This is a genomic window from Haloferula sargassicola, assembly GCF_040362925.1.
Lineage (GTDB): Bacteria > Verrucomicrobiota > Verrucomicrobiia > Verrucomicrobiales > Akkermansiaceae > Haloferula > Haloferula sargassicola.
In genome coordinates, this window is record NZ_BAABRI010000009.1 from 83,584 (window position 1) to 110,270 (window position 26,687).

Annotated in this window: 29 protein-coding genes and 2 pseudogenes; 7 read left to right on the forward strand and 24 right to left on the reverse strand. The window is 66.2% G+C overall.

All coding sequences use genetic code 11. The features are described from left to right. Positions 1 to 2: 2 nt before the first annotated feature. The 7 genes from ABXH26_RS09395 to ABXH26_RS09425 all read right to left on the reverse strand — a co-directional run bounded on the left by ABXH26_RS09395 (position 3) and on the right by ABXH26_RS09425 (position 4,853). Complete coding sequence (locus tag ABXH26_RS09395) at positions 3 to 362, reverse strand: four helix bundle protein (protein WP_353566802.1); 360 nt, start codon at positions 360 to 362, stop codon at positions 3 to 5. Positions 363 to 372: 10 nt separating this feature from the next. After that, positions 373 to 1,005, reverse strand: a complete 633-nt coding sequence (locus ABXH26_RS09400; RefSeq protein ID WP_353566803.1) for an urea amidolyase associated protein UAAP2 — start codon at positions 1,003 to 1,005, stop codon at positions 373 to 375. Next, on the reverse strand, positions 1,005 to 1,721 hold the full coding sequence (locus tag ABXH26_RS09405; protein WP_353566804.1) for an urea amidolyase associated protein UAAP1: 717 nt from the start codon (positions 1,719 to 1,721) through the stop codon (positions 1,005 to 1,007). The genes ABXH26_RS09400 and ABXH26_RS09405 overlap by 1 nt, the downstream gene beginning before the upstream one ends. Before the next feature lie 3 nt (positions 1,722 to 1,724). Then, positions 1,725 to 2,183 carry a CopG family ribbon-helix-helix protein gene (locus ABXH26_RS09410; RefSeq protein WP_353566805.1) on the reverse strand — a complete coding sequence of 153 codons (459 nt, stop codon included), beginning with the start codon at positions 2,181 to 2,183 and terminating at the stop codon, positions 1,725 to 1,727. Positions 2,184 to 2,350: 167 nt separating this feature from the next. Next, positions 2,351 to 3,004: a formylglycine-generating enzyme family protein gene (locus tag ABXH26_RS09415; protein WP_353566806.1), complete on the reverse strand. Its 654-nt coding sequence runs from the start codon at positions 3,002 to 3,004 to the stop codon at positions 2,351 to 2,353. Further along, complete coding sequence (locus tag ABXH26_RS09420; protein ID WP_353566807.1) at positions 3,001 to 3,429, reverse strand: SDR family oxidoreductase; 429 nt, start codon at positions 3,427 to 3,429, stop codon at positions 3,001 to 3,003. Before ABXH26_RS09420 ends, ABXH26_RS09415 begins: the two co-directional genes overlap by 4 nt. Further along, the gene (locus tag ABXH26_RS09425; protein ID WP_353566808.1) at positions 3,429 to 4,853 is read right to left on the reverse strand and encodes an aromatic ring-hydroxylating oxygenase subunit alpha; all 1,425 of its coding nucleotides are present in this window, start codon (positions 4,851 to 4,853) and stop codon (positions 3,429 to 3,431) included. Before ABXH26_RS09425 ends, ABXH26_RS09420 begins: the two co-directional genes overlap by 1 nt. 268 nt (positions 4,854 to 5,121) lie before the next feature. Here ABXH26_RS09425 and ABXH26_RS09430 point away from each other — a divergent pair, with 268 nt between their 5' ends. Beyond that, on the forward strand, positions 5,122 to 5,637 hold the full coding sequence (locus tag ABXH26_RS09430; protein WP_353566809.1) for a MarR family winged helix-turn-helix transcriptional regulator: 516 nt from the start codon (positions 5,122 to 5,124) through the stop codon (positions 5,635 to 5,637). Between the two features lie 165 nt (positions 5,638 to 5,802). Here ABXH26_RS09430 and ABXH26_RS09435 read toward each other — a convergent pair whose 3' ends face one another. The 13 genes and pseudogenes from ABXH26_RS09435 to rpmH all read right to left on the reverse strand — a co-directional run. Continuing rightward, complete coding sequence (locus ABXH26_RS09435; RefSeq protein ID WP_353566810.1) at positions 5,803 to 6,642, reverse strand: sugar phosphate isomerase/epimerase family protein; 840 nt, start codon at positions 6,640 to 6,642, stop codon at positions 5,803 to 5,805. Further along, positions 6,639 to 7,055, reverse strand: coding sequence for a GFA family protein (locus ABXH26_RS09440; protein ID WP_353566811.1), 417 nt, complete (start codon positions 7,053 to 7,055; stop codon positions 6,639 to 6,641). The genes ABXH26_RS09435 and ABXH26_RS09440 overlap by 4 nt, the downstream gene beginning before the upstream one ends. Next, positions 7,048 to 7,836, reverse strand: a complete 789-nt coding sequence (locus tag ABXH26_RS09445) for a creatininase family protein (protein ID WP_353566812.1) — start codon at positions 7,834 to 7,836, stop codon at positions 7,048 to 7,050. Before ABXH26_RS09445 ends, ABXH26_RS09440 begins: the two co-directional genes overlap by 8 nt. Position 7,837: 1 nt before the next feature. Further along, positions 7,838 to 8,098 (reverse strand): type II toxin-antitoxin system RelE/ParE family toxin, encoded by a 261-nt coding sequence (locus ABXH26_RS09450; protein ID WP_353566813.1) that lies wholly within the window; start codon positions 8,096 to 8,098, stop codon positions 7,838 to 7,840. Next, entirely contained in the window at positions 8,098 to 8,400 is a 303-nt protein-coding gene (locus ABXH26_RS09455; protein WP_353566814.1) for a type II toxin-antitoxin system RelB/DinJ family antitoxin, read from the reverse strand. Before ABXH26_RS09455 ends, ABXH26_RS09450 begins: the two co-directional genes overlap by 1 nt. Before the next feature lie 38 nt (positions 8,401 to 8,438). Continuing rightward, positions 8,439 to 9,812 carry a type III glutamate--ammonia ligase gene (glnT, locus tag ABXH26_RS09460; RefSeq protein ID WP_353566815.1) on the reverse strand — a complete coding sequence of 458 codons (1,374 nt, stop codon included), beginning with the start codon at positions 9,810 to 9,812 and terminating at the stop codon, positions 8,439 to 8,441. Positions 9,813 to 9,880: 68 nt separating this feature from the next. Continuing rightward, on the reverse strand, positions 9,881 to 10,780 hold the full coding sequence (locus tag ABXH26_RS09465) for an ABC transporter ATP-binding protein (RefSeq protein WP_353566816.1): 900 nt from the start codon (positions 10,778 to 10,780) through the stop codon (positions 9,881 to 9,883). Beyond that, on the reverse strand, positions 10,777 to 12,198 hold the full coding sequence (locus ABXH26_RS09470) for an ABC transporter permease (protein WP_353566817.1): 1,422 nt from the start codon (positions 12,196 to 12,198) through the stop codon (positions 10,777 to 10,779). The genes ABXH26_RS09465 and ABXH26_RS09470 overlap by 4 nt, the downstream gene beginning before the upstream one ends. 76 nt (positions 12,199 to 12,274) lie before the next feature. After that, on the reverse strand, positions 12,275 to 13,261 hold the full coding sequence (locus tag ABXH26_RS09475; protein ID WP_353566818.1) for an ABC transporter substrate-binding protein: 987 nt from the start codon (positions 13,259 to 13,261) through the stop codon (positions 12,275 to 12,277). Positions 13,262 to 13,726: 465 nt separating this feature from the next. Next, positions 13,727 to 15,646: a YidC/Oxa1 family insertase periplasmic-domain containing protein gene (locus tag ABXH26_RS09480; protein ID WP_353566819.1), complete on the reverse strand. Its 1,920-nt coding sequence runs from the start codon at positions 15,644 to 15,646 to the stop codon at positions 13,727 to 13,729. 12 nt (positions 15,647 to 15,658) lie between these two features. Continuing rightward, entirely contained in the window at positions 15,659 to 15,949 is a 291-nt protein-coding gene (gene yidD, locus ABXH26_RS09485) for a membrane protein insertion efficiency factor YidD (RefSeq protein WP_353566820.1), read from the reverse strand. Beyond that, a complete protein-coding gene (rnpA, locus tag ABXH26_RS09490; RefSeq protein WP_353566821.1) occupies positions 15,946 to 16,302 on the reverse strand; it encodes a ribonuclease P protein component in 357 nt (118 codons plus the stop codon). Before rnpA ends, yidD begins: the two co-directional genes overlap by 4 nt. Positions 16,303 to 16,379: 77 nt before the next feature. Beyond that, positions 16,380 to 16,505: pseudogene (gene rpmH, locus ABXH26_RS09495) on the reverse strand (50S ribosomal protein L34); the annotation flags it as partial. A 169-nt stretch (positions 16,506 to 16,674) separates the two neighbouring features. Between rpmH and ABXH26_RS09500 the strand changes: the two are divergent. From ABXH26_RS09500 to ABXH26_RS09510, 3 genes are all read left to right on the forward strand, one after another. Then, positions 16,675 to 17,175, forward strand: coding sequence for a GNAT family N-acetyltransferase (locus ABXH26_RS09500; protein WP_353566822.1), 501 nt, complete (start codon positions 16,675 to 16,677; stop codon positions 17,173 to 17,175). Beyond that, positions 17,172 to 17,417 carry a hypothetical protein gene (locus tag ABXH26_RS09505; RefSeq protein ID WP_353566823.1) on the forward strand — a complete coding sequence of 82 codons (246 nt, stop codon included), beginning with the start codon at positions 17,172 to 17,174 and terminating at the stop codon, positions 17,415 to 17,417. Before ABXH26_RS09500 ends, ABXH26_RS09505 begins: the two co-directional genes overlap by 4 nt. Positions 17,418 to 17,489: 72 nt before the next feature. Continuing rightward, complete coding sequence (locus ABXH26_RS09510) at positions 17,490 to 17,984, forward strand: SprT family zinc-dependent metalloprotease (RefSeq protein ID WP_353566824.1); 495 nt, start codon at positions 17,490 to 17,492, stop codon at positions 17,982 to 17,984. A 747-nt stretch (positions 17,985 to 18,731) separates the two neighbouring features. Here the strand turns inward: ABXH26_RS09510 and ABXH26_RS09515 are convergent. After that, positions 18,732 to 19,547, reverse strand: a complete 816-nt coding sequence (locus ABXH26_RS09515) for a TIGR03943 family putative permease subunit (protein ID WP_353566825.1) — start codon at positions 19,545 to 19,547, stop codon at positions 18,732 to 18,734. Further along, a complete protein-coding gene (locus ABXH26_RS09520; RefSeq protein ID WP_353566826.1) occupies positions 19,544 to 20,599 on the reverse strand; it encodes a permease in 1,056 nt (351 codons plus the stop codon). The genes ABXH26_RS09515 and ABXH26_RS09520 overlap by 4 nt, the downstream gene beginning before the upstream one ends. Before the next feature lie 83 nt (positions 20,600 to 20,682). Between ABXH26_RS09520 and ABXH26_RS09525 the strand changes: the two are divergent. The 3 genes and pseudogenes from ABXH26_RS09525 to ABXH26_RS09535 all read left to right on the forward strand — a co-directional run. Further along, positions 20,683 to 20,835 (forward strand): annotated as a pseudogene (locus ABXH26_RS09525) (LysR family transcriptional regulator); the annotation flags it as partial. Between the two features lie 137 nt (positions 20,836 to 20,972). Further along, the gene (locus tag ABXH26_RS09530; RefSeq protein WP_353566827.1) at positions 20,973 to 21,386 is read left to right on the forward strand and encodes a type II secretion system protein; all 414 of its coding nucleotides are present in this window, start codon (positions 20,973 to 20,975) and stop codon (positions 21,384 to 21,386) included. 113 nt (positions 21,387 to 21,499) lie between these two features. Continuing rightward, positions 21,500 to 23,161 carry a DEAD/DEAH box helicase gene (locus ABXH26_RS09535; protein WP_353566828.1) on the forward strand — a complete coding sequence of 554 codons (1,662 nt, stop codon included), beginning with the start codon at positions 21,500 to 21,502 and terminating at the stop codon, positions 23,159 to 23,161. A gap of 140 nt (positions 23,162 to 23,301) precedes the next feature. Here ABXH26_RS09535 and ABXH26_RS09540 read toward each other — a convergent pair whose 3' ends face one another. Further along, positions 23,302 to 24,456 carry a hypothetical protein gene (locus tag ABXH26_RS09540; RefSeq protein ID WP_353566829.1) on the reverse strand — a complete coding sequence of 385 codons (1,155 nt, stop codon included), beginning with the start codon at positions 24,454 to 24,456 and terminating at the stop codon, positions 23,302 to 23,304. A gap of 670 nt (positions 24,457 to 25,126) precedes the next feature. Further along, positions 25,127 to 26,593 carry a DNA recombination protein RmuC gene (locus tag ABXH26_RS09545; protein ID WP_353566830.1) on the reverse strand — a complete coding sequence of 489 codons (1,467 nt, stop codon included), beginning with the start codon at positions 26,591 to 26,593 and terminating at the stop codon, positions 25,127 to 25,129. Between the last annotated feature and the right edge of the window lie 94 nt (positions 26,594 to 26,687).

Sequence of the window (26,687 nt, forward strand, 5' to 3'; positions counted from 1 at the left end):
GGCTATTCGGAGTTCTTTCTTGAGGCGACCATGATGGCACATATCTCATCCGCCTCGGCGAGGAGCGGCTGCACTCGCTCAGCGGGCAGGAATTCTCCCTCGATGATGAGTTCCAGCCAGTATGCTGACTCATCCGCTTCCTCGATCACGATGCCGAGCTTGGCTCGAAACTCTGCCTTGGAGCGACCTCGACAAGCCGCTCGATAATTCGCGCCCACCGACGATCCGGAGCGAACCAGCTGCCCGGCGATAGCTCTACCGGCGAAGGTGTTCGGCAGGGCCTCCACCAACCGAAACACCCGCAGCCCGAACTGCTTCGTCCGTTTCTTCAATTCTTCCGGCGTCATCTCTTCAATCGTCAATCAACAATCTTCAATCGAAAATCAGCACCTCCACCGGCGTCGGGTTCCAGCCGTTGCAGGGGTTGTTCAATTGCGGGCAGTTGGAGATGAGGCACACCACATCCATCGCGGCTTGCATTTCGACATATCTTTCCGGCGCGGAAATGCCGTCGGCGAAGGTGAGCTGGCCGTCGGGGGTGACCGGGACGTTCATGAAGAAGTTGATGTTGCAGGTGATGTCGCGCTTGGTCAGTTCGCCGCGCCATTCCTGAGCGCCGCGGATGAAGCTGTCGCGGCAGGCGTGCATGCACTCCTTGTCATGGGAATAGCGCATGGTGTTCGACTCGCGGGAACACGCGCCGCCGAGCGTGTCGTGGCGACCGCAGGTGTCGGCGGTGATCTCGAGCAGGACATTTCCCTCCGTGCTCATCAGCTTCGTGCCGACCGTGAGATAGAGCGCCTGCTGGGCCTGGATGGTGCGGTCGGCGCTGTAGCGGTCGGTCGGGTCGGCGGCGCTGTAGAACAGCGTGTCGGCCGCCTGGTTGCCTTCGAGATCGAGGATCCGCAGCGTCTGGCCGGCCTTGATTTCATGCGTCCACCAATCGCCGGCGGGCACGACCTGCCGGTAGCTGGCGTTGGCGGGATCGAGGGGGCTCTCTTTCATCAGAAACGGAGGGCGTGATAGGTTTCGTTGTTTTCCCAGGCGCGGAGGTTTTCCGGCCGCACCGCGAAGCTCGGGTCATCGAGGGCCGGCTTGTCGCCGGAAAAGACCTCCAGTTTCACCCGGCGGGGATGGTAGGCGGGATCGGGGTCGAGCGGGTGCTGGCAGGTGTTCAGCACGACCAGCGTGTCGATCTCGAACCGCAGCTCGACGCGGTCGCCGGCCTGCGAATTCCCCGCCACGAAGGTCAGCGCGCCGCCCTCGTCGCTGACGACCTTGCTGAACCAGTTCAGGTTCGGGACGAGGTCCTTTTTTCCGAGGCCCCACTTCGCCAGCTCGATCAGGAAGCAATCGCGGGCGTTTCGATACCAGTCGTTGCGCGCGTCCTGATAACTGTGTTCGCCGTACTTCGACTTCACCAGCGCGGCATCCGAGTGACCGCAGACCGTGTCGTGCCAGCCGACCGAATCGGCCGTGATCGAGGCGAAGAGCCGCCCCATGTCCGAGTGCAGGCAGTAGGGCGCGCGCAGGTGGAAGACATGCTGGCCCTTGAGCGTGTCGGGCATGTTGTAGCGCTCGTGTCGCTCCAGTGCATTGTAGAGCAGCATGCCGACGTTGGCGCCGCCTTCGAGGTCGGTCAGCCGCAGCCGCTTGCCGCGGGAAACGACGGCCGACCACATGCCGGCACCTTCCAGGGTTCGTTCGAGCAGGGGTGTCATCGATCAGTCGGTGAGTCGTTTGGCGTGAAGCGGCGGGATCAGGTGCGGCGTGAGCGTCAGGTGGGCGCGCTTGACGCCCTTGCAGGTGACCAGCTTGTTGGCGATCTCCCGCAGCGTTCGTGCCGGGCCCTGCATGAGGAGCACCTCCATCACGTGCTCGTCCTCGAGCAGCACATGCTGGGAGGAAATGACCTCCGCCACGTGCTCGCGGCAGATCCGGGACAGGTCGCGCAGCAGCGTGCTCTTCGACTCGTCATAAACGAGCGTCAGCGCCCCCGCCATGACCTCCGTGCCGATCTTTCCGAGATGCTCGGCGGCCTGCTGGTGGATCATTTCGGCGATCGCCTGCGAGCGGCTGTCGAAGCCGCGCTCGTTCACCAGCCGGTCGAGCGACTGGAACGTCTCTTCGGGCATCGAGACGGTGATCCGTCTCAAGCCTTCGCCATTGTCCTCGCGTGCCATGCCGGGGAGAAAAAGCAGGCACCGGGCCGGGTATGAAGTTTTTTCGAAAAAATCACACTATAGCTGTGAGCGACCCGTCACCCAGTTCAAGTGATGGCAATTTCACTTTTCCATTCAGCGGCCTCCGTTCCTCGGCGTAAATCAGACGGCGAATTGCCGGGAAAACATCATGTCAGCCGAACGAGCCGGAAGCCGAGGTTGTCCCGACGAGCGTCGATTGGCGCGCGGTCGCGCCAAGAGGAGCGGAGCAGGCGCGGCATGAGGTCCCAGGCGCCGCCGCGAATGACCTTGTCCGGGTGCGGCGGCCCCCCGTGGGTGGGCCGCCAGCGGTTGGCGGTCCACTCGCAGACGTTGCCGTGCATGTCGTGCAGGCCGAAGGCATTCGGCGCATAGCGGCCGACCGGCGTGCGTCCGCCGGGGCCCACGCGGTTGCCGTCCTCGTCGTAGAGGAAATTCGCGTCGTCCGGCGTGATCATCGATCCGCAGGAAAAGGGCGTCATCGTCCCGCCGCGGCAGGCGTATTCCCACTCCGCCTCGGTGGGCAGCGAGATCGACGGATCGCCATCGCCGAGCCACTCGGCGAAATCGCAGGCGTCCTCCCAGCTCACGCCGACCACCGGCAAGTTGCTGTCCGGCCCGCCACCCGCGAACTTCGCCCACTGCCACTCGATCACCGGGCAGGCCATCATTTCGAAAGCCTTCATCTCCATCCGCTTCACAGGCAGTTCGGTGCGGTTGACGAAGCGATCGTCCTCCGAGCCGCCCATCAGGAACTCGCCGGCCGGCACGTGGATCCAGTGGATGTCGGCGAGGCGTGTCATTCGATCCATGCTCCTTCCCTGACCTGCGGCGGCGCGACCCCCTCGTGCTCCATCCAGCCGGCGGCCTCCGCCGAGGCCAGAAAATGGAAGACGTCCGCGATTTCCTCCGACTTCCCGAGGCGGCCGAGCGGCGTCGTTTTCCCGAGGAAGGGAATCTCCGGGATGTCCCTCACTGCCGGCGTCTCGACCGGGCAGACGCAGTTCACCGTGATCCCGCGCGGCGCCAACTCCAGGGCCGCAGCTTGGGTCAGATGGATCACCGCGGTCGGTCCGTGAACGGCGGCCTTGGGCGCGCCGATGCCCGCCGTTTCCACGAGGTCCGCGATGACCCCCCGCGCACCAGTGGATCGTTCGGCGAGCGCGCGACCGATCCCCGAGGCTCCGCCCGTCACCACCGCGACCTTGCTTTCCCGAGAAAAGAACATCAGCGCTGGCTCGGAGCAGGTGGGTGATCGAGTCCCGGCCAAGTCCCGCGGGCGCGCGCGGCCAGGTAGCGCTGCATCAGCCAGATCGGCATCTCGAGGTGGCTCAGCCGGCCGCGCTGGTAGCCGCTCGCGTGCAGGCTGCGTTGCACGGCGGCGACCACTTCCATGTCCTCGAGGTGGAAGGCCACCGCCTCGGCGGTCGCGCGGTCGAGCATCTTGCCGAAGTCCGGATGCCCGATCGTCGATTTCGGCACCAGCACCGTGGTCAGCAGCTTCAGCGAATCCGGACCGGTAGGCAGGATGCGATACCACACAAGCTGATCCGGCGTCAGCACGAAGGTGAACAGCGGATAGCCGAGCATCAGGCCCCACTCGAAACGGTCCTCGCCTTCGAGTCCCTCGACCGCCGGGAACGCCTCCCAATGCCCGCCCGCCGCCTCCGCGTCGGCGATTTCGTCACGCACCTTCGCCTTGTAGGGCAGGTGGCAGCGGATGAAGTGCGGCCGCTCCTGCTCGGTCCAGGTGTGCTTGGCCGGCATGATCGTCTGCAGCGTCTTCGCGTGCGCGCCAGCGTGGTGGTAGGACTCCATGAAGTTCTCCGTCAGCACCTTCCAGTTGCACGGCACGTCCCACTCGCGCGCGACCACGATCTCCATCCCGGCGGTGTTCCATTTCGAGACATGCTCGCCCAGCTCGGCGTATTGCTCGGCCACGCTCGACGGCGCATTTCCATCGAGGTTCACGAAAACAAAGCCCTGCCAGACCTCGGCGCGGAACTCCTTGAGGCCCCAGTCGTCCCTTTCGAAACCCTCGGCCTGCTGCATTTCCGGACAAGCCTTCAGGCGGCCGTCGAGCTCGAAGGTCCACGAGTGGTAGGGACAGAGAAACAGTCGCGTGCTGCCGCAGGCGGGGCTGCTCTCGCGACGCACCGCCGGGCCGTGGCCATCGTGCCCGAAGCCCGGCGGCATGATGTCCATCCCGCGGTGCGGGCACGCGCGCGACAGCACCCGCACCGTGCCGGACTTGTCGCGCACCACCACCAGCGGATCGCCGGACAGGTCGAGGTTGATGAAATCGCCGTTCTCCGGGATCTGCGAGACGTGGGCCACGCAGAACCATTCCTTCGAAAACACCTCGTCCACCTCCCAGGCGAAGAACTCGTCAGAGGTGTAAACCTCCTTCGGCAGCGTCTCGCTTTTCTCCAAAGGAAGTGCGGCAATCCGCCGAACCTCGGCGAGCAACGCATCGAGCGATTCCACCTCACGCGCCTTCCTCAACCCCGCCCTAGCCTGCTCCTGCAGCCGGGCGTTCTCCGCACAACCGCGCAGCACCCGCGCTTCCTCGCCCGCCACCGCGGCGGACGTCGTCCCGCCCCATCCACCGGCCTTGACCGCCGACAGGGTTGGATTCGACTCGCTCGACATAGGCCGTCCAAAAAGCACGCGACATGCCATGTAGTTGCGCGCGCAACTACTTGGGAGCATCCCCCTGAATGACCCTCTACTGGGCTCACCATTTGAGGGTAGTTGCGTGCGCAACTACTTGGGGCCACCGCCCTGGATCACCCTCTGCCAGGCTCGTGGTTCCAGGTAATTGCGTGCGCAACTACATTGCGCGTCGTCCCGCACTCGTGGTAGCAAGGCGGCGATGAGTGGCGGTGTGATGGCTGAAATGGGGAGCAACGGGGCGGCGATGGCGCCGTTGAGCGGGGCGTCGAAGACGAAGCACGTCGCCTGGCGCATGCTGCTGACGACCCACGGGCTGCTGGTCAGGCGGATCGAGGAGCGGCTGACGGAGGCGGGGACGATTCCGCTCGATTGGCAGGATGTGTTGATGGCGCTGCATGAGGCGCCGGGCGGAAAACTGCGGCCGAGCGATGTGGCGGAGTTTGTCCTGCTCAGCCGGGCCGGGATTTCGCGGCGCGTCGAGAGGATGTGCGCCCGCGGGCTCATCCAGCGAGAACAGCATCCGAGCGACCGGCGGAGCGTCTTTTTGAGCCTCACGGAAAAAGGTCGTCGAACGCTGTTTGATTTCTGGCCGGTGTATCGCGCGGCCATCGAGGAAACTTTCACCGCGGCGCTGACGGCGGAGAAGGCGGACACGCTTTCCGCGATTCTTCACGGGGTGCTCGAGAAGGTCGGCTCGGACCACCACCAGACGATTTATCCGGCGGGCATCACGGAGGAGCCGCAGGTCGGGGCGGGCTAGAGGGGCCGCTTCTTCGAGTCCAGGTTTTCAAGGGCCGGCGGTCGATCGTTTCAGCGGTTTCAGCGAGTTCGGTTTTTCAAAAGTCAGCGGGCGATCGTTTCCGGCTGGCGCTGGTAGGCGGGGCGACCGCAAACGTTGGCTCTGGGAGGCTGGCGGGGCGCTCCGCTACTCCTCAAGTCCACCCGGGAACGCAGCGCGAAGGTGAGCGGCCATCCAGCGGTTCACCTCGCGCAGGTTGGCGAGCGGGCGGCCTGAAAGGTCGCAGGGTTGGTAGCCGTCGGGGCCGGCTTCGGGGGTCATGGTCACGCGCGTTTCGCCGCGGGCGGCCATGGTTTTCCAAAGGTGGCGCCACCAGCGGGTGTGAGCTTCGAGGTCGGTGGCGTGCATCGGGGCGCGGGGATCGATGACCTGCGGACCCTGTGCGTGGCCGACACGCGCGTGGATGTGCGCGGCACAATCGGCGACGAGGTCGAGCAGGCCGGGATCTTCGTCGAGGACGAGGCGCTCGGTGACGACGCACCAATGGCTGAAGTCGCAGGTGAGCCGGATCTCGGGTAATTCCCGTAGCAGCTCGCGCGTGATCCAGGGGCTGTAGGTGCAGCGGGTGCGGTGGGTTTCCACCCGGATGGCGGCGCCGAGTTTTGCTTCCAGCTCCACCACGCCTTCGAGAAAGCCGACCATTTCGGAAAAATTCCACGCATCCCAGCCGGCCATGGTGGTGAGGAAAAGCGGACTGCCACCCAAGGCGGCATCGGCCGACCGAGCGAGAGAATCGAGGTGCTCAGCGGGGCTCCGGCCGGGCTCGGGAATATAGAACCCCGGCGGCGTGCAGGTGCAGATCTCGGCGATCCACGGAAGTCCGGCGAGCCGGTCGAACCACTCCTTTTCCCGTCCTGGCGGCACAGGTCCCTCGATGCCATCGAAGCCGTCCTCGCGGGCATGCGCGACGGCTTCGGACAGGCTGCCCTCATGGCCCCAGAGCGTTTTGAAAAGCAGCAGCTTCATCCGTCGCCGGGGAGCGGTGAGGTTTCGTCGAAGCGGGGCAGGGTGGCGATCTCCGATGTCCACCGTAGTTCGTCGTGGACCCAGCACTGGTCGCCGGGCGGGAAAGCGTCGGCTCGATCGAGCGTGCAGGTGTTGACCTCGGTGAAGTCCGGTCCGGCGGGATCGACGAAGAGCAGCGGGCTGCCGCAGTCGCCGCAGAACCAGCGTTCGCGGCCGGCGAACTCGACTTTCCGCGGCTCTCCCGTGGTCCATGCCAAGGCACCGGGAGGAAAGAAGGTCCAAGCGACGAAGGGCGCGCCGCTGGCGCGTCGGCAGTCCTCGCAATGGCAGAGGCTGGTCTGAAGGGCGGAACCGCGGACCTGGTAGCGAACCCGGCCGCAGAGGCAGCCGCCGGTGTGGAGCGCTTCAGTCATAGCGGATCTCGGGTAAATCGTTCCAGTGCTCCGCAGCGAGGGGCGGCTCCTCCCCGCCGGCGCGGCCGATCGTTTCCACGAGCGCGGCGGTCATCGCGGTGAAGAGTCGCTCGCCTTCCTCCGCGGTGGCGTCGGAGGGCTTGCCGGTCACGCCATTGAGGCTGGTCTGGGCGACCGGATGGGAAAACACGGTGCCGGCCGTGCGGTCGGGGTCGTCGGCCCCCGCCAGCCGATCCATGTGGACGAGGTCGGGATGGAGGTGAAACATCAGCGAGGTTTCCGCACGGTTGGCATGGAGGTCGTCGGCATCGGAAAAATAGGCCTCGCGGGTGCCGTCGCCGAGATGGAAGACATGGACGAGCCCGACCTGGAGGCGACCCAAGTACGACAAACGCAGTTGATCGACCGCGACGCGGGCGGGCGCGTCATTGCCGAAGTGGGCGTTGACGAGAAGGAGCCGCTTCCAGCCGGTGGCGACGGCCCAGGCGGCGAGCTCGCGCAGGGTGGCGATGAAGGTCTCGTGGCGCAGCGAAAAGGTGCCCGGCCATTTCGGGGTGTGGCCCTGCGAGACTGTGTAGCGCAGGGCGGGCATGACCGGCGCGCCGGTGCGCGCCGAGGCGGCGTAGCAAACCGCCTCGGCGAGCAGGGTGTCCATCGCCACCGGCAGGTGTGGCCCGTGCTGTTCCGTGGCCCCGAGCGGAAGGAGCAAAAGTCCGCCAGTGCGGTCACGGATTTCCCCCAGCTCCGGCCAGGCGAGGTTTTCGAGAAGGACGGGGGTCATGTCAGTAGACCTGATTGTGGGCGCCGACATCGAGAAGGACGACGGTGATGAATCCTCCCTCCTCGCGGTAGATGACGCGCAGATCGAATCCGGCGGAAAAGGATCTCAGGTCGGACATCTTGCCCTTCAGGGCGTGGTCGCGGAGAGCCGGGTCCCGGCGATCACTCCCGAAACGGAGAATGGCATCGTCAACCGCCCGCTGTTGCTGGACGGCCAACCTTCGATACGCCTTCCGGAAATGACGATGGGACTCGATTTTCATCAGTCTTCGTCGTCAGCCGTCTCATGAAGATATCGAACGAAATCCTCAGCGCTTTCGAACGGCCCCACCCGATAGGCCGGGTCCTTCGACTCTTTCCAGGCCTTCAGAATGCGTGCCTCGGCCTCGGGCGAGAACTCGGGCTCGACCTTCAATTTGAAGGGGATGCTCTGGGTCTTCACCACCTTGGTGAAAAAAAGACGAACGGCGGTGGCTGCATCGATCCCGAGTTCGGAAAAAACCTCGTCCGCGCCTTCCTTGAGGCTTCGATCAAGGCGGATTTGGAGCTTGGCAGTGTCGTTCATGGGCCAAATGTATCCAAAACGACTCCAAAGACAACCCTTTAGAACGTCCGCGCGTATTGGTCGATTTCCCACTGGCTGACGCGCTGGTGGTATTGGCGCCATTCTTCGGACTTGTAGGTGATGAACTCGTCGCGCAGGCCCTGGCCGAGGGTTTCGGTGACGAAAGGATCGGCGGCGAAGGCTTCGACGGCCTCGTGGAGGGTGCGCGGGAGTTCACAGATGCCTCTTTCGGCGAGCTGCCGGGGCGTCCACTCGTAGAGGTTCTCCTCCTGGGCCGGGCCGGGGTCGAGGTTCTCGCGGATGCCTTCCAGGCCGGCGGCGAGCACCAGCGAGGCGGCGAGGTAGGGGTTGCAGGCGGCGTCGGCGTTGCGGCTCTCGCAGCGGCCGCCGGCCATCGGGACGCGGACCGAGTTGGTGCGGTTGTTTTTTCCGAAGCTGTTGAAGACGGGTGCCCAGGAGTAGTAGGACATGAGGCCGCGGCGGACGAGGCGCTTGTAGCTGTTCACCGTCGGCGCGAAGGCGGCGCAGAGGGCGGGGCCGTGTTTCAAAATGCCGGCGACGAACTGGTAGCCGAGTTCGCTGAGGCCGAGGCCGCGGGGGTCGTCGGCGGGATCCCGCCTGAAGAGGTTCTCTCCACTATGGATGTCGTAGATGGACATGTTGAAATGCGCGCCGCTGCCGGTCTTGTCGGCGAAGGGCTTGGGCATGAAGGTGGCGAGCAGACCTTCCTCGGCGGCATACTGTTTCGCCATCAGGCGGAAGAAGATGTAGCGATCGCACATGGTGAGTGCGTCGGCATACTTGAAGTCGAACTCGAACTGCGAGTTGGCGTCCTCGTGGTCGAGCGAGTAGAGGTCCCAGCCGAGGTCGTTGATGGTGGAGGAAACCTTGTCGAGCCAGGTGTAGCGATCGAGAAAGCGCTTCACGTCGTAGCAGGCCTTGACCTGGTTGTCGTCGGTGTTGGGGATTTCGAGGCGGCCGTCGTCGGTGTATTTCACGACGAACAGCTCGCACTCGATGCCGAGGTTCATGCCGAAGCCCATCTCCGCGGCCCTGGCGAGCTGCTTCTTGAGCGCGACGCGGGTATTGATCTCGTACGGCTGGCCCTTGAAGGTGTTGTCGGCGGGAAACCACGCGACCTCCTTGTTCCAGGGCAGGACGATGCCGCCATCGAGGTCGGGCACGGAGGCGATCTCGTCGTCGTTCGGCCGCTGGCCGAGTCCATCGAGCGCGTAGCCGGTGTAGAGTTCGCTGCCGGCGGCGAAATCAAGGAAGTGGTCGATGGGCACGAACTTGCCCTTGGGCACGCCGTGGATGTCGACGTAGGCGCCGACGCAGTACTTCACGCCCTGCTGCTTGAGTTCGGACTGGAGCGCGCGGGCCTTTTCGGGATCGAAGTCGGGGTTGTTCATACCTTTTTCGTGAAACGTGTGAAACGCGGGAAGTAAAGTGTCCCTAGTAGCTGATAAGTCGGCGGAACTCAGAGGATGTCCGGATCGGGCGCGGCGAGGCGCATCACGGGCGTCTCCTTCTTTTCCGAACCGGGCGGGTGGATGAGGTCGTCGACGTGCTTGCGGGTCGCCATGAAGGGCGGATCGAAGAGCTGCGAGGAATCGCGCGGGCGCGGCACGGGAACCTGGATGAACTCGCGGACGCGGCCGGGGTTGGGATCGAGGACCAGGATGCGGTCGGAAAGGAAGACGGCCTCGTCGAGATCGTGGGTGATGAAGACGATGGTGATGTCGACGTTTTTCCAGATCTCCAGCAGGTATTCCTGCATCTGGCAGCGGGTCTGGGCATCGAGCGCGCCGAAGGGCTCGTCCATGAACAGGACGCGCGGCTGGTTGGCGAGGGCGCGGGCAATGGCGACGCGCTGCTTCATGCCGCCGGAAAGCTGGTGGGGGTAGGAGTTTTCGAATTTCGAGAGGCCGACCATTTCGATCCACTGCCGTGCCTCGCGCTCGGCGGCGAAGTCGGGGGTGCCGGACATTTTCGGGCCGAACATGACGTTCTGCTTCACCGTGAGCCACGGAAACAAGGTGTAACTCTGAAACACCATGCCGCGGTCCGGGCCGGGGCCGAAAACCGGTTGGTCATAGACGCGAAGTTCGCCGGAGGTCGGCGTTTCGAGGCCGGCGAGGACGCGGACGAGGGTCGACTTGCCGCAGCCGGACGGGCCGATGACGCAAGTGAACTCGCGCTTGTGGACTTTGAAAGAAACGTCATCAAGCGCGGTGACCGAGCCCTTCGGCGTTTCGAAGACTTTGGTGAGACTCCGGACTTCCAGCGCGACCGGGCGCTGGACGAGGCGATCGAAGCGGGCCGCGACCTCGGGCTCCATCTCGCGGTAGTCGGGCAGGATGGTGTGGGCGGCGGTCATGGGCGTTCGGTCTGCGGGCTGAAGCGTGACAGGCGGCGGGCTTCGCGGTCTTGTTCGTCGGCGGCGATGCGCTCGCGGGCGCCGGCGACGACGGTGCGGACCGGCCACATCACGGCATCGGCCACCGCGCGGGAGAGTTTTCCGGACTTGCCGGCCCAAGGGAAAAGCACGCCGTGGAACCAGGCGAGGATCTGGTCGGTGACGAAGCCGGTGACCCCGATGAGGATGATGACGGGGAACACGCGGTCGAAATTCCGGAAGCGGCCCTGGGTTTCGATGAACTCGGTGAGACCGCTTTTCACGCCGATCAGCTCGGCGATGACCAGCCAGGTCCAGGCCCAGCCGAGGAGGATCCGGAGGTCGTTGTAGAGGTTCGGCAGGATGCCGGGGATGACGACGCGGGTGACCATCTGGCGTGGCTTGGCGCCGAGCGTCTGGGCGGCCTCGAGCAACGAGGGATCGAGGAGTTTCGTCGTTTTCGCGACCACCAGGACCATCTGGAAGACGGTGCCGATGAACACGAGTGCGACCTTCGGGGCATCGCCGGCGAGCAGCACGGCGACCAGCAGCGTGCTGAAGGTCGGCGCGGGCATGTAGCGGAAGAAGTCGACGAAGGGCTCGAGCAGCTTCGAGAAGAAATCGAAGACGCCGCAAAGGATGCCGAGCGGGATGCCGATGAGGCAGGACCAGAGGAAGCCGGAAATGATGATCCGCAGCGAGTGGACGTAGCGGTCACCCATGGTCGGCTCGCCCTCGGGAGCCTCGGCGGTGAAGTCGCGCAGGCCGGCCTTCCACACCTCGTGCGGCGCGGGAAGGTAGACCGGGTTGGCGGGGACGCCCTGCGGGACGAGCTTGAGCAGCGGTTCGTCGGGCAGCTGACGGTACGAAAACTCGGGGGACAGGGCGGAGAGCGTGGCCCAGTTGGCTTTCACGACCGCCAGGTTCTCGGGGCTGAGCGGCGGGTGGACGGCGGCTTTTTCGCCCGTGGCGAGGTCGCGCCAGATGGCGTAGATCTTGTCGTCGTTCTGGCCTTCCTCGTAAGGCAGCCAGCCATTTTCGACGGCGACCGGGGCGATCTGGCGGAGCAGCTTCTGGTTCTTGCGCTTGACGCCGGACTCCGGGCTGCCGGCCGCGCGGGCAGCCTCGACAGCGGCATTTTCCTGCCGCACCGCCTCGACGAACTCGGGAAAGAACCCGCGGCTGACGTGATCGCCGGCGGTGAACACGGTGGTCACGCCCTCACGCTCGGCGGAAACCTGGATCTTGATGTCCGGGTGCCAGATCCACGGCACGTAGGAGACCATCGCCCACACCGCCAGCGGCAGCAGGAAGGAAACGACGGTCAGCACCAGGCGCCGGCCGTGCGGGAGATCGCGACGGATCGGAAACCAGTGGCGCAAGATGCCGGGAAGAGCCATGCGGGCGGGAAAAAGGGTTCCACCTCGCCCATCCCGGCGGGCGTACCGCGGGCTGGGCGTGGGGAGTGAAACGGAATCAGTCCTTCGACCCGGCGAAGGCCTTGGTCAGGGACGGATCGAGGTATTTGTCGATGTCCTGGCTCTTCTCGTAGACGCCGAACTTGAGGTTGAAGTCGTCGACGATCTTGGACGAGCCGTAGATGCTGCCGAGGCCGTCGGTCTTCTTCCAGCGTTCGAGGGCTTCATCGAGAGTCAGGATGTAGGTGCCCTTGAGAAAGGGCTCATACTCCTCCGGGGTGATCTTCACCCGGGCGGAAAGGATTTTCAGGGCGTCGTCGAGGTTCTCCTCGTCGCGGATGTAGTCGGCCACCTTGTACCAGACCTTCATGATCTTGGCCCAGTCGTCCTTGTGCTTTTCGAGGCTCTCCGGGGAGACATAGAGGCCATCGTAAATGATGCCGGGCACGTCGGCCGAGGTGAAGATCGGCTTCGAGCCGGGAACCGCCTTGAGCGCCTGGCCGGAGCTCGGCTGCCAGGCACCGATGGCGTCGACTGCCTTGGAGGCGAGCACCTGCGGCGTTTCGTTGGTCGGGGTGTTCACCACGGTCACGTCCTCGGGCTTCATGCCGTTCTTTTCCAGACCGGTGAGGAGCAGGAGGTGGTCGACGAAGCCTTCCTCGACGCCGACCTTCTTGCCTTTGAGGTCCTTGAGCGACTCGATGCCCGGTGCGCCGACGATCATGTCGTTGCCGTTCGAGTAGTCGTTGATGACGATGCAGACGGAGGGCTTGCCGGTTGCTCCGGTGACGAGGGCGTCGCCATTGGTCATGGTGACGGCATCGACCTTGCCGGCGACGTAGGCGTCCATCGAGGGGACGTAGTCGAACCATTGGAAGTCGACCTCGACGCCCTCGTCCTTGAACCAGCCTTTCTGGATGGCGATTTCCCACGCGACCCAGCCGGGCCAGTCGGAGTAGGCGATCTTGAGGGGCTCTGCGGAAACGCTGGCGGCCGTGGCGGCGAGACCCAGCAGGGCGGACAGGAAGCGGTGGGATGTTTTCATGGCGGAGTCGCTGTTTGGGGAAGGCCGGCTCAGTATGAAGTTTTTTGGCCAACTTCATACCGGATTAGCACCATCCATACCAAGAGCGAGGGTTGGAGCGCCGATGATGAAATCGGCATCGCCTGACCCGTCGAGATGGAGGGCTGGTCGGTAGGGAGCGGGGAAGAGGTTTCGTCGCTGCCGGTCGCGAAGTGGCAGGCTCCGCGAAGTGGCGATGCCGATTTCATCATCGGCGCTCCTGCGGCGGCGCGGACTCTTCCGTGGCTTCCGTGATTCCCCGCTTTTCAGATTTCGTCCATTTCGACGATTTCGTTGTTCGGTCCTCCGCGAAGAAATGAGGGAACAACGAAAAGGTCGAAAGTGACGAAAAGGGAGGCCAAGGAAGCGCTTTGCGGGGATCCACCTTGAAGTGGGTCACCGTGAACTGGCGATGCCGATTTCATCATCGGCGCTCCCAATTCGTGATCACCCGCCGGTGCGGGGGCCGCGGGGCTTGGTCGGCTTGTCGTTGCCGCCATCGACCACGCGTCCCTTGGCCTGCTTCAATTTCTGCTGTTTCTGGGCCTCCTCCGCGGCGGCCGCCATGCGCTCCATGAAGGACATGCCGGGCTTTTTCCCGCCGGCTTTCGCCTTCAGCTCGGGCTCGGGCATCTTCTTGGTGATCCAGGTCTGGGCGATCGAGAACAGGTTCGAGGTCGTCCAATAGAGCGCCAGGGCCGAGGCGTAGTTGTAGCAGAAGAAGAGGAACATGAGCGGCATGAACTTCATGACCGCCTGCTGGGTTTTGTCGCCGCCCGCCGTGTTGGGCATCATGTGCATCTGCAGGAAGCTGGAGAGGCCCATGATGATGGGCAGGATGTTGATCGGGAAACCGGCGACCACGGCGATGGTGTCGGGCATCGACAGGTCATCGACCCACAGGAACCCGTGGCCGCGCATTTCCACGGCGTGCTGGAGCATGCGGAAGAAGCCGAAGAAGATCGGGATCTGGGCGAACATCGGCAGGCAGCCGCCCACGGGATTGATCCCGTACTGCCGGTAGAGCCCCATGATTTCCTGCTGCTGCTTGGCGGGATCGTCGGGATACTTTTCCTTCAGCTTGTCCATCTCCGGCTTGAGCTTGGACATCTTTTTCATCGTCCGGTTCGAGCGCGCGTAGAGCGGCCACATCGCGGAGCGGACGAGCAGGGTGACAAGGATGACGGCGAAGCCCCAGGACCACTTGTCGGAGACCTTCGAGACCACGTCATGGACGTGGACCAGCAGGAAGTTCATGAAGCGGGCCGGCCAGCGGAAGATCGGCCAGCCGTAGTCCATCACCTCGCCCCAGTTGCCGCCCATCCGGCGCAGCATGCGGTTGTCCTTGGGGCCGGTGAAAACGGTGTAGCCCAGGGTTTTTCCCTGACCCGGCGCGAGCGCCCCGGCCGGCAGGGTGAAGCCGCCGCGCAGGGCGGGTTTCTGCTCGTCCTCGTCGGGCACATCCACGTGGGAAATCTTGGCCCACAGGTTGGAGGCGTAGTCCTCGTCCGGCTGGATGACGGTCGAGAAGAACTGGCTGGAGACGGCGGCGAACTGCAGGTCGTCGGCCTTTTTTGAAATGAGGCTCTTCTCGCTCTTCAGCATGCCGCCGCGGAACGAGACCGACTTGATCTTCTCGACGTTGCTGCCATCGAGCCAGGTCAGCGTGGCGGGGTTGATCCGGTTTTCCCCCTTTTGCAGCGGCTGGGCGCGGCCGAGGAACAGGCTGAAGGAATCCAGCGGAACCTGGGCCTGGGCGTCGTCCGGGTTTTTCACCTCGAGGGTGAAATGGAGGAGGTAGGGGGCGCCGGCGGCCTCCTCCTTCGTTTCCTCGCTGGCATCGGCCGGCGGCTCGGAGGGCACCAGCTCCCAGGTCTTGCGGACCAGCAGGCCGGAGGGATGGCGGGCGGCAAAGACCAGCTTGCGACCCATCTCCGACTGGTCCTCGATCAACGGGTAGTTCAGGTGCTCGAAGGCATCGAACCCCTGGCACAGGGTCCCGATCCCGTAGTTGCCGCCGGCGTTCAGCGTGACCAGATGGCCGGCATCCTTGACCGCGGGGTAGTCGAGCAGCTCGGCCCGCAGCAGGCTGCCGCCGAGGGTGGAAAAGGTGTACTTCGTCTTGCCGCTGGTCAGCTCGTAGGTCTGGCTGGCGACGGTCGGCACCGGATCGACTTCTTCCAGGACGCCGGGCTTTTCGGACTCATCGCCCGCCTCCGCGGGGGATTCGCCCCGTTCGGCGGCCGCGGCCTGCTCCGCCGCCTCCTCCGTGCGGAGCTTCTCGGCGTTCTGGTGTTGGAAATAAAGGTTGGCCGCCAGCAGCAGGCTGCAGGCAACGACGACGATCCAGGTCTTGCGGTCGTACATGTGGGAGAGGGATTACGGGTGCCGGCAGGGCGTTTCCGGGTCTTCCCGGGCGGATCCCCGCCGCGGCGGGACGGGGTCATAACCATGCCCGCCCCACGGATGACAGCGGAAAATCCGGGACAGCCCGAGCCACGAGCCCTTCCAGGGCCCGTGAATTTCAACGGCCTGCAAAAAATAATGCGAGCAGGTCGGCTGGTAGCGGCAGCCGGAAAGCGGCCCGCCGAGCGCGTGGAGCACCGGGTTGAGGAACCTCTGGTAGCCCCGGATCAGCACCCGGATCAGGATGGAAAGCACCCGGTTCATGGCGTCTCGCGCAGCAGCCCGAGGCGGCGCGCCTGCTTCAGCCAGTCTTTCTCCAAAGCGGCGAACCCGCACTCCGCGGCCCCGTGGCGGGGGATGGTGACCAGGTAGCGGTGCGGGTTTTCCAAAAATTCGCCATGCCGGGAAACGATGGCCCGCAGCTGGCGGCGGAGCCGGTTCCGGTCGTGCGCCTTGCCGACCCGGCGGGTGGTGATGAAGCCGGTCATCAGGTGCGGCAGCGCCGGATCCTCCAGCGTGCTGACAATGAGAAAACGGCCGGCTTTCGACCGACCGTCCTTTTTCACCCGCTGGAACTCGCGCCAACGGGTCATGCTGTGCTTCCGCGGGAGGCGCATGGCCCGGAAGCAGGCGGGGCTCACACGCCGTGCTGGGTCGTGTGGCGATCGTACTTGATCTCGGCACCCTTCGGCAGGAGGCGCTTGCGGCCCTTCTGGCGGCGGCGGCGCAGGATGTCGCGGCCGGCCTTGGTCGCCATGCGGGCGCGGAAACCGTGCTGGCGCTTGCGGGTCCGCTTGGAAGGTTGGAAGGTGCGTTTCATGGCGTGATCGAAAAATGAAGGTTCAGAAAGGGCGCCGCGGCGCGGGCGGGCACTCTAGGAGCAAGCCCTTCCTTGTCAATCCGTCAATCACCCCGATTTTCCAAAAATTTCTCTAACCCGACGAGAAATCCATGTTCCCTTGGCTCGAACCATGCAAGGCTTGCCCGACATGAGCCTTCCCGAATCCTCGAACTCGTCCCTGACCCTTGAAGATACCCCGCGGGTGGAGACGGCGACGATCGAGGACCTTCCGTCGTTGGTGGAGCTGACGATGGAGCTGTTCCGGCTGCAGGGCGACTTCGAGCCCGACCCGGTGGCCCAGGAGCGCGGGCTGGCCCTGATCCTCGAACAACCGGCGCGCGGCCGCATTTTCGTGGTCCGCAACGGGCACCTCACCGTCGGCATGGTCAACCTGCTGTTCACCATTTCCACGGCCATGGGCGGGTTCGTGATCCTGATGGAGGACGTGGTGATCCACCCCGACCATCGCGGCCAAGGCTATGGCAGCATGCTCGTCCAGCACGTCATCGAGTTCGCCCGGAGCAAGGACTTCAAGCGCATCACGCTGCTGACCGACAAGATTTCCGCCGACTCGCAGAACTTCTTCCGCAAATACGGCTTCGAATACTCCAACATGATCCCCATGCGGCGGATCCTGCAGCCCGAATGATCGCCATGACCGAGGCCGACGGGTTCGCGCTCGCCATGATCGCCATGCTGGCCCTCAGCCTGGGCACCGTGCTGGTCATCCTGATCGCGATCGTCCGCGCTGGCTCGCGCCAGGACCGCGAGGTCGAGGACCTCATCGATGAGATTTCCCGCGAGGAAAAAAGCGATGCCGCCCCGGCCGGCAAGGGCGACGCCGCGCCGCTCGAGGCGTGGGAGAAGGAGGCCGACTGGTGGAAAAACTGATCGCCTGCCCGCGGGATTGCCGGCGGGCCATCCGGCCGCCAGCCTGAGCCCGTGCGGGGAGAGGACGAGATCATGATGACCCTGTGGTGCCGGGAAACGGCCGGCCGACTGGGCTTGGGCCGGCTCGCGGAGCGGGTTGAGGTCCGCTGGAATGGCCGCCTGCGCTCGACCGCCGGCCGTGCCTGGCCCGGTGCGGAGTGCATCGAGCTGAACCCCCGCCTGCGGGAGTTCGGGCGGGACGAGATCGAGCGCACCCTGCGCCACGAGCTGGCCCACCTGATCGCCCATGCCCGCGCCGGCCGTCGGCGGATCGAGCCGCACGGGTTGGAATGGCGCACGGCCTGCGCCGACCTCGGCATCGCCGGCGAACAGGCGACTCATCGCCTGCCCCTGCCGCGCACCCGCATGGTGCGGCGTTTTCGCTACCACTGCCCCGGCTGCGGGGTGGAAATCCACCGCGTCCGGCGGCTTCGCCGCGGCTCCGCCTGCGCCGCCTGCTGCCAACACCATGCCGGCGGCCGCTACGACGCCCGCTTCAGGCTGGTCGAGCGGGGCGGCGGGCACTGACCGCCGGGCAGGGCGGCCACGGTCAGGAATGGACCGAGCTACTTGGAGTCCAGAAAAGCGATGGCCCGGAAGGGGGGCGGCGGGCATCGACCGCCGGGCAGGGCGGCCACGGTCAGGAATGGACCGAGCCGCTTGGAGTCCAGAAAAGCGATGGCCCGGAAGAGGGGCGGCGGGCATCGACCGCCGGGCAGGGCGGCCACGGTCAGGAATGGACCGAGCCGCTTGGAGTCCAGAAAAGCGATGGCCCGGAAGAGGGGCGGCGGGCATCGACCGCCGGGCAGGGCGAGCATCGTCAGGCATGGGCAAATCCCCTTGGAGCCCAAGAAACCCACGGCTGCAAGGGACGCGGAGCCTCTCTCCTCAAAGCCGCGCTGCAAAACCCCCGCCCGGCGGTCGATGCCCGCCGCCCCGATGCGGCTGCAAGGGACGCGGAGCCTCTCTCCTCAAAGCCGCGCTGCAACCCCCCTGCCCGGCGGTCGATGCCCGCCGCCCCGATGCGGCTGCAAGGGACGCGGAGCCTCTCTCTTCAAAGCCACGCTGCAGAACCCCCGCCCGGCGGTCGATGCCCGCCGCCCCGATGCGGCTGCAGGGGACGCGGAGCCTCTCTCCTCAAAGCCGCGCTGCAACCCCCCCGCCCGGCGGTCGATGCCCGCCGCCCCGATGCGGCTACTAGAGACGCGGAGCCTCTCTCCTCAAAGCCGCGCTGCAACCCCCCCCGCCCGGCGGTCGCTGCCCGCCGCCCCCGTTTCAATACCCGCGCATGAACGATTCTTCCGGCGGAGCGGGAACGATCTCGGGGAAATCCACGTCCAACACCGCCTGGCGGCCCTCGCCCTCGTCGGGGAAGGTGATCGTTCCCGACAAACGCACCCACTCGTTTTCCTCGAACTCCGGCGCCGGCTCCTCGAAGCGTACGATGATCGCGATCGGCCGGCTGTCCGCCGCGCAGCAGGTGATGAACAGGCGGTAAAGCCGGCGCTGGGCGGCCGGCGCGTGCGGATCGGGATCATCGACCACCCGGCCATCGGTGACGACCTGCATGCCCTCGACCAGGCCGATCATTTCCGGGTCCCCGCTGGAAAAGTAGAGGTCCAGCAGCGGAAACTCACGGTAGCCGTTCTTGTCCGGCGGGTGCTGGGACTCGATGATCTCCTTGGTCAGCGGCGGCAGCGTCGAGGCCAGGAAAAGCCCCGACTCCTGCGGCGAATCGTCGAGGCCCTTGCGCGTCAGCGCGGCCACCGAATAGCCGTCGGTGGTCCAGACCACCGCCAGGGCCACCGGCGCCACCATGATCAGGAAGGCGCCGAGCGGATGGATGTCCAGCGACTCGTGGTCATGCGCGTCGCCCGGGCCGTGATCGTGGCCGCAATCGGCCTTCCGGCGCGCGGTCAGCAGGCAGAACAGACCCAGCACGATCAGTCCCAGCCCGCCGCCCAGGGCCAGCGTCCGAAAGTCCGGCGCCAGGTATTTCACCATCCGCCCGCTGGCATGGAAGGCCACCAGCGTGCCGCCCCAGAGAATGAGAGCGAGCGACTGAAGGACGCGGTTGAGGATCGCGCTCATGGCTGTTCGAGCGGGGGATTGAGGGCGGAAATGCCGGCTTGCCAGGCGATCGCCGCCAGCCCGATGGCCACGAACAGCCCGACCGCCAGGCCGAGAATGAAGCGCCGCTTCATGACCGTCTGGTAGAGGAAGATCAGCTTCACGTCCATCATTGGACCGAAGGTCAGGAAAGCCAGCTTCGCGCCCCACGAGAACCTGTGCAGGGTGGCGGCGATGAAGGCATCCGAAGTGCTGCAGAGGCTCAGCACGAAGGCCAGCACCATCAGCGCGGCCGGGGCGCCGGCGGGGTTGCCCGCGACGCGGTCGAGCCACTCCGCTCCGGGCGCGATGCCGGTGTTGAAGAGGGCGGTGATCACCACGCCGACGGTGAAATAAACGCCCACGTCGGTGAAATCGCGCATCGCCGAGCGCAACGCGGCCACCAGCTTGCCGTCGGAGTCCTCTTCATGGTGACGATGGCCAGCGCAGCACTCGTGGTCGTGGCCATGATCGTGCCCGCGGCAGCCGTGGTCGTGAGCGTCGTCGGAGGAGTCGTCCTTTTCCAGCGACTCGATCAGCCGCGGCCGCAGGATGGCCCGCAGCGGCAGGCGGGAGACGAGGATCCCGACCGCCACCGCGATCAGAAACCCGAGCCCGAGGCGCGATGCGGTCATCACCGTGCTCGCCGAGGCCGTGCCGAATTCGCCCAGCGAAACCACGGGGCCCTTGAACGCCTTCCAGGTCGAAAGCGCGGTGATCGGGTTCACGATCGGGGCGGCCAGCATGTAGGTCAGCGCGCAGGAGACCGGCAGGCCTTTTTTCACCAGCCGGCGGATCACCGGCACCACCGCGCACTCGCAGACCGGCAGGATGGCGCCGAGCAGCCCGGCCACCAGGATGGCGGGGATTTTCCGCCGCGGCAGCAGCCGGTCCATGGTGTTGGCCGGGAGGTAGACATCGATGAATCCGCTGATCAGCGTGCCGAGCAGAATGAAGGGCGCACCCTCGAACAGGATGCTCAAAAAGGCGAAGGCGAAATCCTGGCGGCTCTCCGGTGACACGCGGGTCAGCATGGCGGGCGCGCGGGACGTGGCAAGGGAATGAGGCCGGCCCCGCGGGCTTGGCAGGGAGTGCCTGATGCCCTACGGCAGCCAGCGGTCAGATCGCCCAGCTGGAAAAGGAGCTCGGCTTGCGGCTGTTCCAGCACCGGCCCTTCCAGCTCACCCCCGCGGGCCGCGAGCTGTTCGAGTCCGCCGCGCTCGTCTTCGGCGGGCTGGCGCCGCGGGCCGCGCGCTACGCGATCGCGTGATCCTCGCCCCGGGTTTCGCTGTTACCCTGCCTGCAGCATTTTCAGCACTCTTTCCCGAGAGCTTCCCCCTTACACCCCACTCCCCCGTAATGACTGCTGCCGTTCTCCCCAAACGGCGGAACAACTCGCCCCGAGGAATGACGCTCCTCGAGTTGACCGTCGTCATCTTAGTCCTGATGTCGCTGATCTCCATCCTGATGATCGGCGCCCGCGCCTGGATTCGTGGCACCGACCGTGCCACCTGCATCCTCAACCTTTCGACCATCCAGAAAGGGGTCCGTTCCTACCAGAACATGTACTGCTATTCGCCCGGAACCCTGCCCATGGCGCAGAACGGGACGCAATCGATCGCCAAGCACCTCCTCGACAAGGGCTACGTGACCGACGATCTGTACGACATGATGATGGGCACGCGCCCTTGCCCCGGCGGGGGTACCTACAGCATCGCCCAAGAGGACGTCTTTCCGCTCGAAGGCACGCTCTACGTGGCGTGTTCGCTGGAGGAATCCCGCCGGCACGGCATCCCGCCGGAGCAGCGCTTGGACTGGTAAATCCACCATCATTTTCAAATTCGCTGCTTGCACCGCCAGCGGCGAAACGCCCAGGGTCCGCCTTCGCCGCGGGCCCTGCTCGTTTGTCCCACGCGGCGATCTTTTTTCCCGTCATGGAAACGCCTCCCTTCTCCGAGCTGGGACTGCCCGCCCCGCTCCTCGCCGCCGTCGAAGCCCTCGGTTTCGAACGCCCGTCGCCGATCCAGGCCCTCTCGATCCCGCCCGCCCTCGAAGGGCGCGACCTCGTCGGCCTGTCGCAGACCGGCTCCGGCAAGACCGCCGCCTTCACGCTGCCGGTGCTCGCCCGCATCGACCTCGACGAGCTGCGCCCGCAGGCGATCGTGCTCTGCCCGACCCGCGAGCTGGCCCATCAGGTCTGCGAGGAAGTCCACCGCCTGGGGGCGGAAATGAAGGGCCTGCGCGCGGTGCCGGTCTACGGCGGCGCGCCGATCGATCGCCAGTTCCGCGCGCTGCGGCAGGGTGCCCACGTCGTCGTCGGCACGCCCGGCCGGGTGCTCGACCACCTGCGCCGCGGCTCGCTCGACACCGCCGGCATCCGCACCGTCACGCTCGACGAGGCCGACCGCATGCTCGACATGGGTTTCCGCGAGGACATGGAGACACTGCTCGCGGACATGCCGGAGGACCGGCAGACGCTGTTCTTTTCCGCCACCATGAATCGCCAGGTGCGCGCGCTCATCGATCGCTTCGGCCGCGAGCCGGAGACGGTGCAGATCGAGCAGAAGGCGAAGACCGTCTCGACCATCGACCAGTGCGCGTATGAAGTGCGGCAACGCTCGAAGGTCGAGGTCGTCTCGCGGCTGCTCGACATCGAGCCGGCCCGGCTTTCCATCATCTTCTGCAACACCAAGCGCACGGTCGACGAGTGCACCGAGGCGCTGCTGGCGCGCGGCTACGCGGTCGACCGTTTGCACGGCGACATCACCCAGCAGATGCGCGAGCGGGTGCTCAAGCGCTTCCGCGACGGCGTGGTCGAGGTGCTCGTGGCCACCGACGTCGCCGCCCGCGGGCTGGACATTGATGAGATCGACATCGTCATCAACTACGACCTGCCGCAGGATCCCGAGGACTACGTCCACCGCATCGGCCGCACCGGTCGTGCCGGGCGCAGCGGACGCGCGGTGTCGTTCGTCTTCGGCCGTGAACTGCACCGGCTGGAAATGATCGAGCGCTACACCCGCCACCCGATCCGCCGCGAGCGCGTGCCGTCGCAGGAGGTCGTCGAAGGCCGCTTGGCCGACCGCCTGTTCGAGCAGCTCAAGGACCGCCTGGCGGCTGCGGATTTCCCGTCCTTCGAGGGCCAGTTCGACCGCTTGCTCGAGCAGGGCTTCACGCCCACCGAGGTGGCCAGCGCGCTGTTCGCGATGCTGCGCGAGGAGGGTGGGCGCGAGTTCAGCGAGATCCAGGAGGACCGCGAGGAGCCCGGCCAGCGCCGGGGGAAACGCGAGCCGCGGGAGCCACGGCCACGCCGCGAGCGGCCGGCGGACCTCGCAGGCGATGCCGACATGGTGCCGCTGTTCTGTTCGCTCGGAAAACGCAGCGGCATCCGCGTCGGTGACCTGATCGGGATGTTTTACAACGAGGCCAACCTGCCGCAGGGCGCGATCGGTCACGTGAAGCTCTTTGACAAGCACAGCCGCATCGACGTGGCCGCCGAGTATGCCGACCAGCTCATCGAGATGGCCGGCCGCATGAACCTTCGCGGCAAGCGTTTCGTGCTCGACCACGACCGCGGCCCCGGCGGCCGGCGGTAAGGAGCGGCGTGCCTAGGGCCGCCGATCCCTGAAAGCCCGCCTGTGAATCCAGGCGCGAACGATCCCGAGAGCGTTGGAACAATCGAACCGCGGAGAAAAATCCCGCCCCACCTCCGGCAGCCGAAGGCGCGCCGTTCCTTTCAGCTCTCGATTCGACGCCCGGCCGTTTCCCGCCACCACAGCTTCACCGCCGCCCAGCCGCGCTTCCAGGCGTGGTCGCGCACGGCGTGGAAACCCAGCGCCTCGCTCACCTCGGCCTCCCTGCCCCGGTAGCGCGGGAGCAGCAGCAGCGTGCGCGATTCGTCCTCGCCATCAATGGTCAGCAGCACCGGCATCAGCAGGCCCTTCGCCAGCTCGAGGCGGCCGGGCGGAAGCAGCACCGAGCGCTCGGGGCCGAGGCACCCGCGGCGGTAGCGAAACTCGATGCCGCCTTCGGCGTTTTTCGCCAGCCGGCCCCCGATGCGGCTCGGCAGGCCCTCCGTTTTCCGCAGAAGAAAGGCATGCGGCCGGGAAATATCGGCCCGCGCCCGACCCCGCGCTCCGAAGACGACATCGAAGGCCAGCCGGGTGCCGAAGATCGTGAGCCGCATCGCCGCCGGGGCATACCAGATGGCCGCCAGCAGGATCACCCCGCAGACCGCCGCGCCGAGCCAGGGGGCGATGGCGTAGGCGATGGCCACCGTGGCGAGCATCGCGGTGCGGGCGAGCTTGAGCAGCGCATCGACGCTGGAGAAGGGCGAGAGGATGATGAGGACATTGATCGAGTGGCTGCAGATCCAGATCAGTCCGAAGGCCATCAGGGCCAGCGGCACGGTGATCCAGGAGGCATCGATCATGGCCATGAAGGGCATCCCGAGGATCGCCGCGGGTGCCTCGACCGGACCGGTGGCGCGGGCCATTTCCCGGGCCACCAAGGGCACGAAGGCGGCGCTGGCGACGAGGGCGCTGGCCTTGTTCTCAAGCAGCTCGGCGAGGTCGAAGGGCTTCTTCAGGATCCCGGGCGCGGTGGCGCCCAGCGAGTCCTTGAGGAAGCATAGCAAAAGTACGGCGTATCCCGTACACCACGCCCACGGCTGGGCGTACCAGGGGAGGTCGGTGCGCTGTTCCTGCGGCGTATGGAGGTAGGTCCAGCTGCCCACCACCGACACTCCGAGCAGCGGTGAAATGGCCACGCCGGTGATCTCGGTGACTCCCTGTGCCAGGGCGACGCCCGGCGTGCCGCGATCCTCCTCGGCCGCAGCCAGCGGCGAGGCGGTTACGAGCAGTGAGGCGAGAAGCAGCCAGACCCATTTCATGGCGGCATGCTAGCACCGATCGGCGCGGCAGGGGATTCTATAAAGTTCCGTCGAAGTTCGAATGGGGAAGGGGGGCGGCGGGCATCGACCGCCGGGCAGGGTGGCCAGACGGAGGCGTGGTGGGAGCCGCTTGGTGTGTTGGGAAGCGATGGCTTCGGGAAGGGGGGCGGCGGGCACTGACCGCCGGGCAGGGTGGCCAGACGGAGGCGTGGTGGGAGCCGCTTGGTGTGTTGGGAAGCGATGGCTTCGGGAAGGGGGCGGCGGGCATCGACCGCCGGGCAGGGTGGCCAGACGGAGGGGTGGTGGGAGCCGCTTGGTGTGTGGGGAAGCGATGGCTTCGGGAAGGGGCGGCGGGCATTGACCGCCGGGCAGGGTGGCCAGACGGAGGCGTGGTGGGAGCCGGTTGGTGTGTTGGGAAGCGATGGCTTCGGAGGACGCGGAGCAAGTTTCCCAGCGGGCGCGCTGCAAGAGCCCTGTCCGGCGGTCGATGCCCGCCGCCCCCATGCGGCTGCATGGACGCGGAGCAAGTTTCCCAGCGGGCGCGCTGCAAGAGCCCTGCCCGGCGGTCGATGCCCGCCGCCCCCATGCGGCTGCATGGGACGCGGAGCAAGTTTCCCAGCGGGCGCGCTGCAAGAGCCCTGCCCGGCGGTCGATGCCCGCCGCCCCCCCCTTACTCGTCCAACGCTGCTCGCAGGTCGCTGGCGGCGGCGGTGTGGGCGGGCCGGCCGACCGGTGCCTGCTCGTCCGCGAAGCCGCTGGCGGGCAGGCGGGCCGATTTTTCCACGGGCATCAGGTCGGGCAGGGCCTGACCCTCAGGCGCGGCTTGCAGGTCCTCGAACTTGCGCGCGGTGGTCAGAACGCGGGCTTCATACGAACCCACGGCCGAGTTGAAGTGGCCGACGGCGCTGTCGAGCGACTTGCCGAGCTTGCTGAAGTGCCCGGCCAACGTGCCGAGCCGTTCGTGCAGGACCTGGCCGAGCTTCCAGATCTCCTTGGCGTTTTCCGACAACGCGACTTGCCGCCAGCCGTAGGCCACCGCCCGCAGCAGCGCGATGAGCGTGGTCGGCGTGGCGAGGATGACGCTGTGCTCCACGCCGCGTTCGATCAGGCCGGGATCGGTCGCCAGCGCGGCGGAAAAAAACGACTCGCTCGGCAGGAACAGCACGGTGAACTCAGGCGCGTCGTCGAACTGCGCGGTGTAGTTCTTCGACGACAGCTGGCTGATGTGCGTGCGGACCTGCCGCGCGTGGCGGGCGAGCGCGTCCTCGCGGTCGCGGTCGTCGCGCGACTCCATGGCGTCGAGGTAGGCATCCATCGGCGTCTTGGCATCGACGACGATCGTCTTGCCGCCGGGCAGGTGGACGATGAGGTCGGGCCGCAGCCGCTTGCCCTCGTCGGTGGTGGTCGAGTTCTGGGTTTGGAAATCGCAGTGCTCCTGCATGCCGGCCATCTCGACCACGCGGCGGAGCTGCATTTCCCCCCACTGGCCGCGGCCGGTCGGCTGGCGCAGCGCCTTGACCAGCTGGGCGGTCTCGCGCTGCAGCCCGAGCTGGGCTTCGGCCATCGAGGCGACCTGGGTCTTGAGTTCGGCGTAGGCGCCCTCGCGGGCTTTCTCGATGTCGCCGACGCGGGTCTCGAACTTGCCGAGCGACTCGGTGACCGGCTTGATCATGTGCTCGATGGCGGTGCGGCGCTTCTCGAGTTCGCTTTTCGCCTCATCCTGCTGGGCGCGGAGCGATTGCTTGGCGAGGGAAAAGAACTGGTCGGTGGTGGCCTTCAGCGCATCGGCGGAGAGCGCCTTGAAGGTTTGCGAGAGGCGGGCTTCGGCCCGTTCGAGCAGGGCCTGCTTTTCGGCGGCGGCCTTGGTTTCCGCCTCGAGGCGGGTGCGGATTTCGGCCAGCTGGGTGCGCAGCGGGCGGGATTCCTTTTCCAGCTCGCTGATCTCGGCCGCGGCCTGCGCGAGCCGGACCTCCAGCTCCGATCCGCGGCGGTGCTCGGATTTCACCTGCTCCTCCAGGCGGAAGCGGCGAGGGCGCACCGCCAGGAAGGTGATCAACCAGCCGAGCAGCAGGCCGGCGGCGCCGCAGAGGATCCACGGCAGGTGGGGGTCGAGGGCGGGTGGCAGGGCGGCGAGCATGATTGTTCCTTGCGGACCGGGCGGACCGGGCCATCGTGCCGTCGGTCGCGCGGCTCCCCGGACTACCCGTCCGTGCCGCCCGACGCAAACCTAA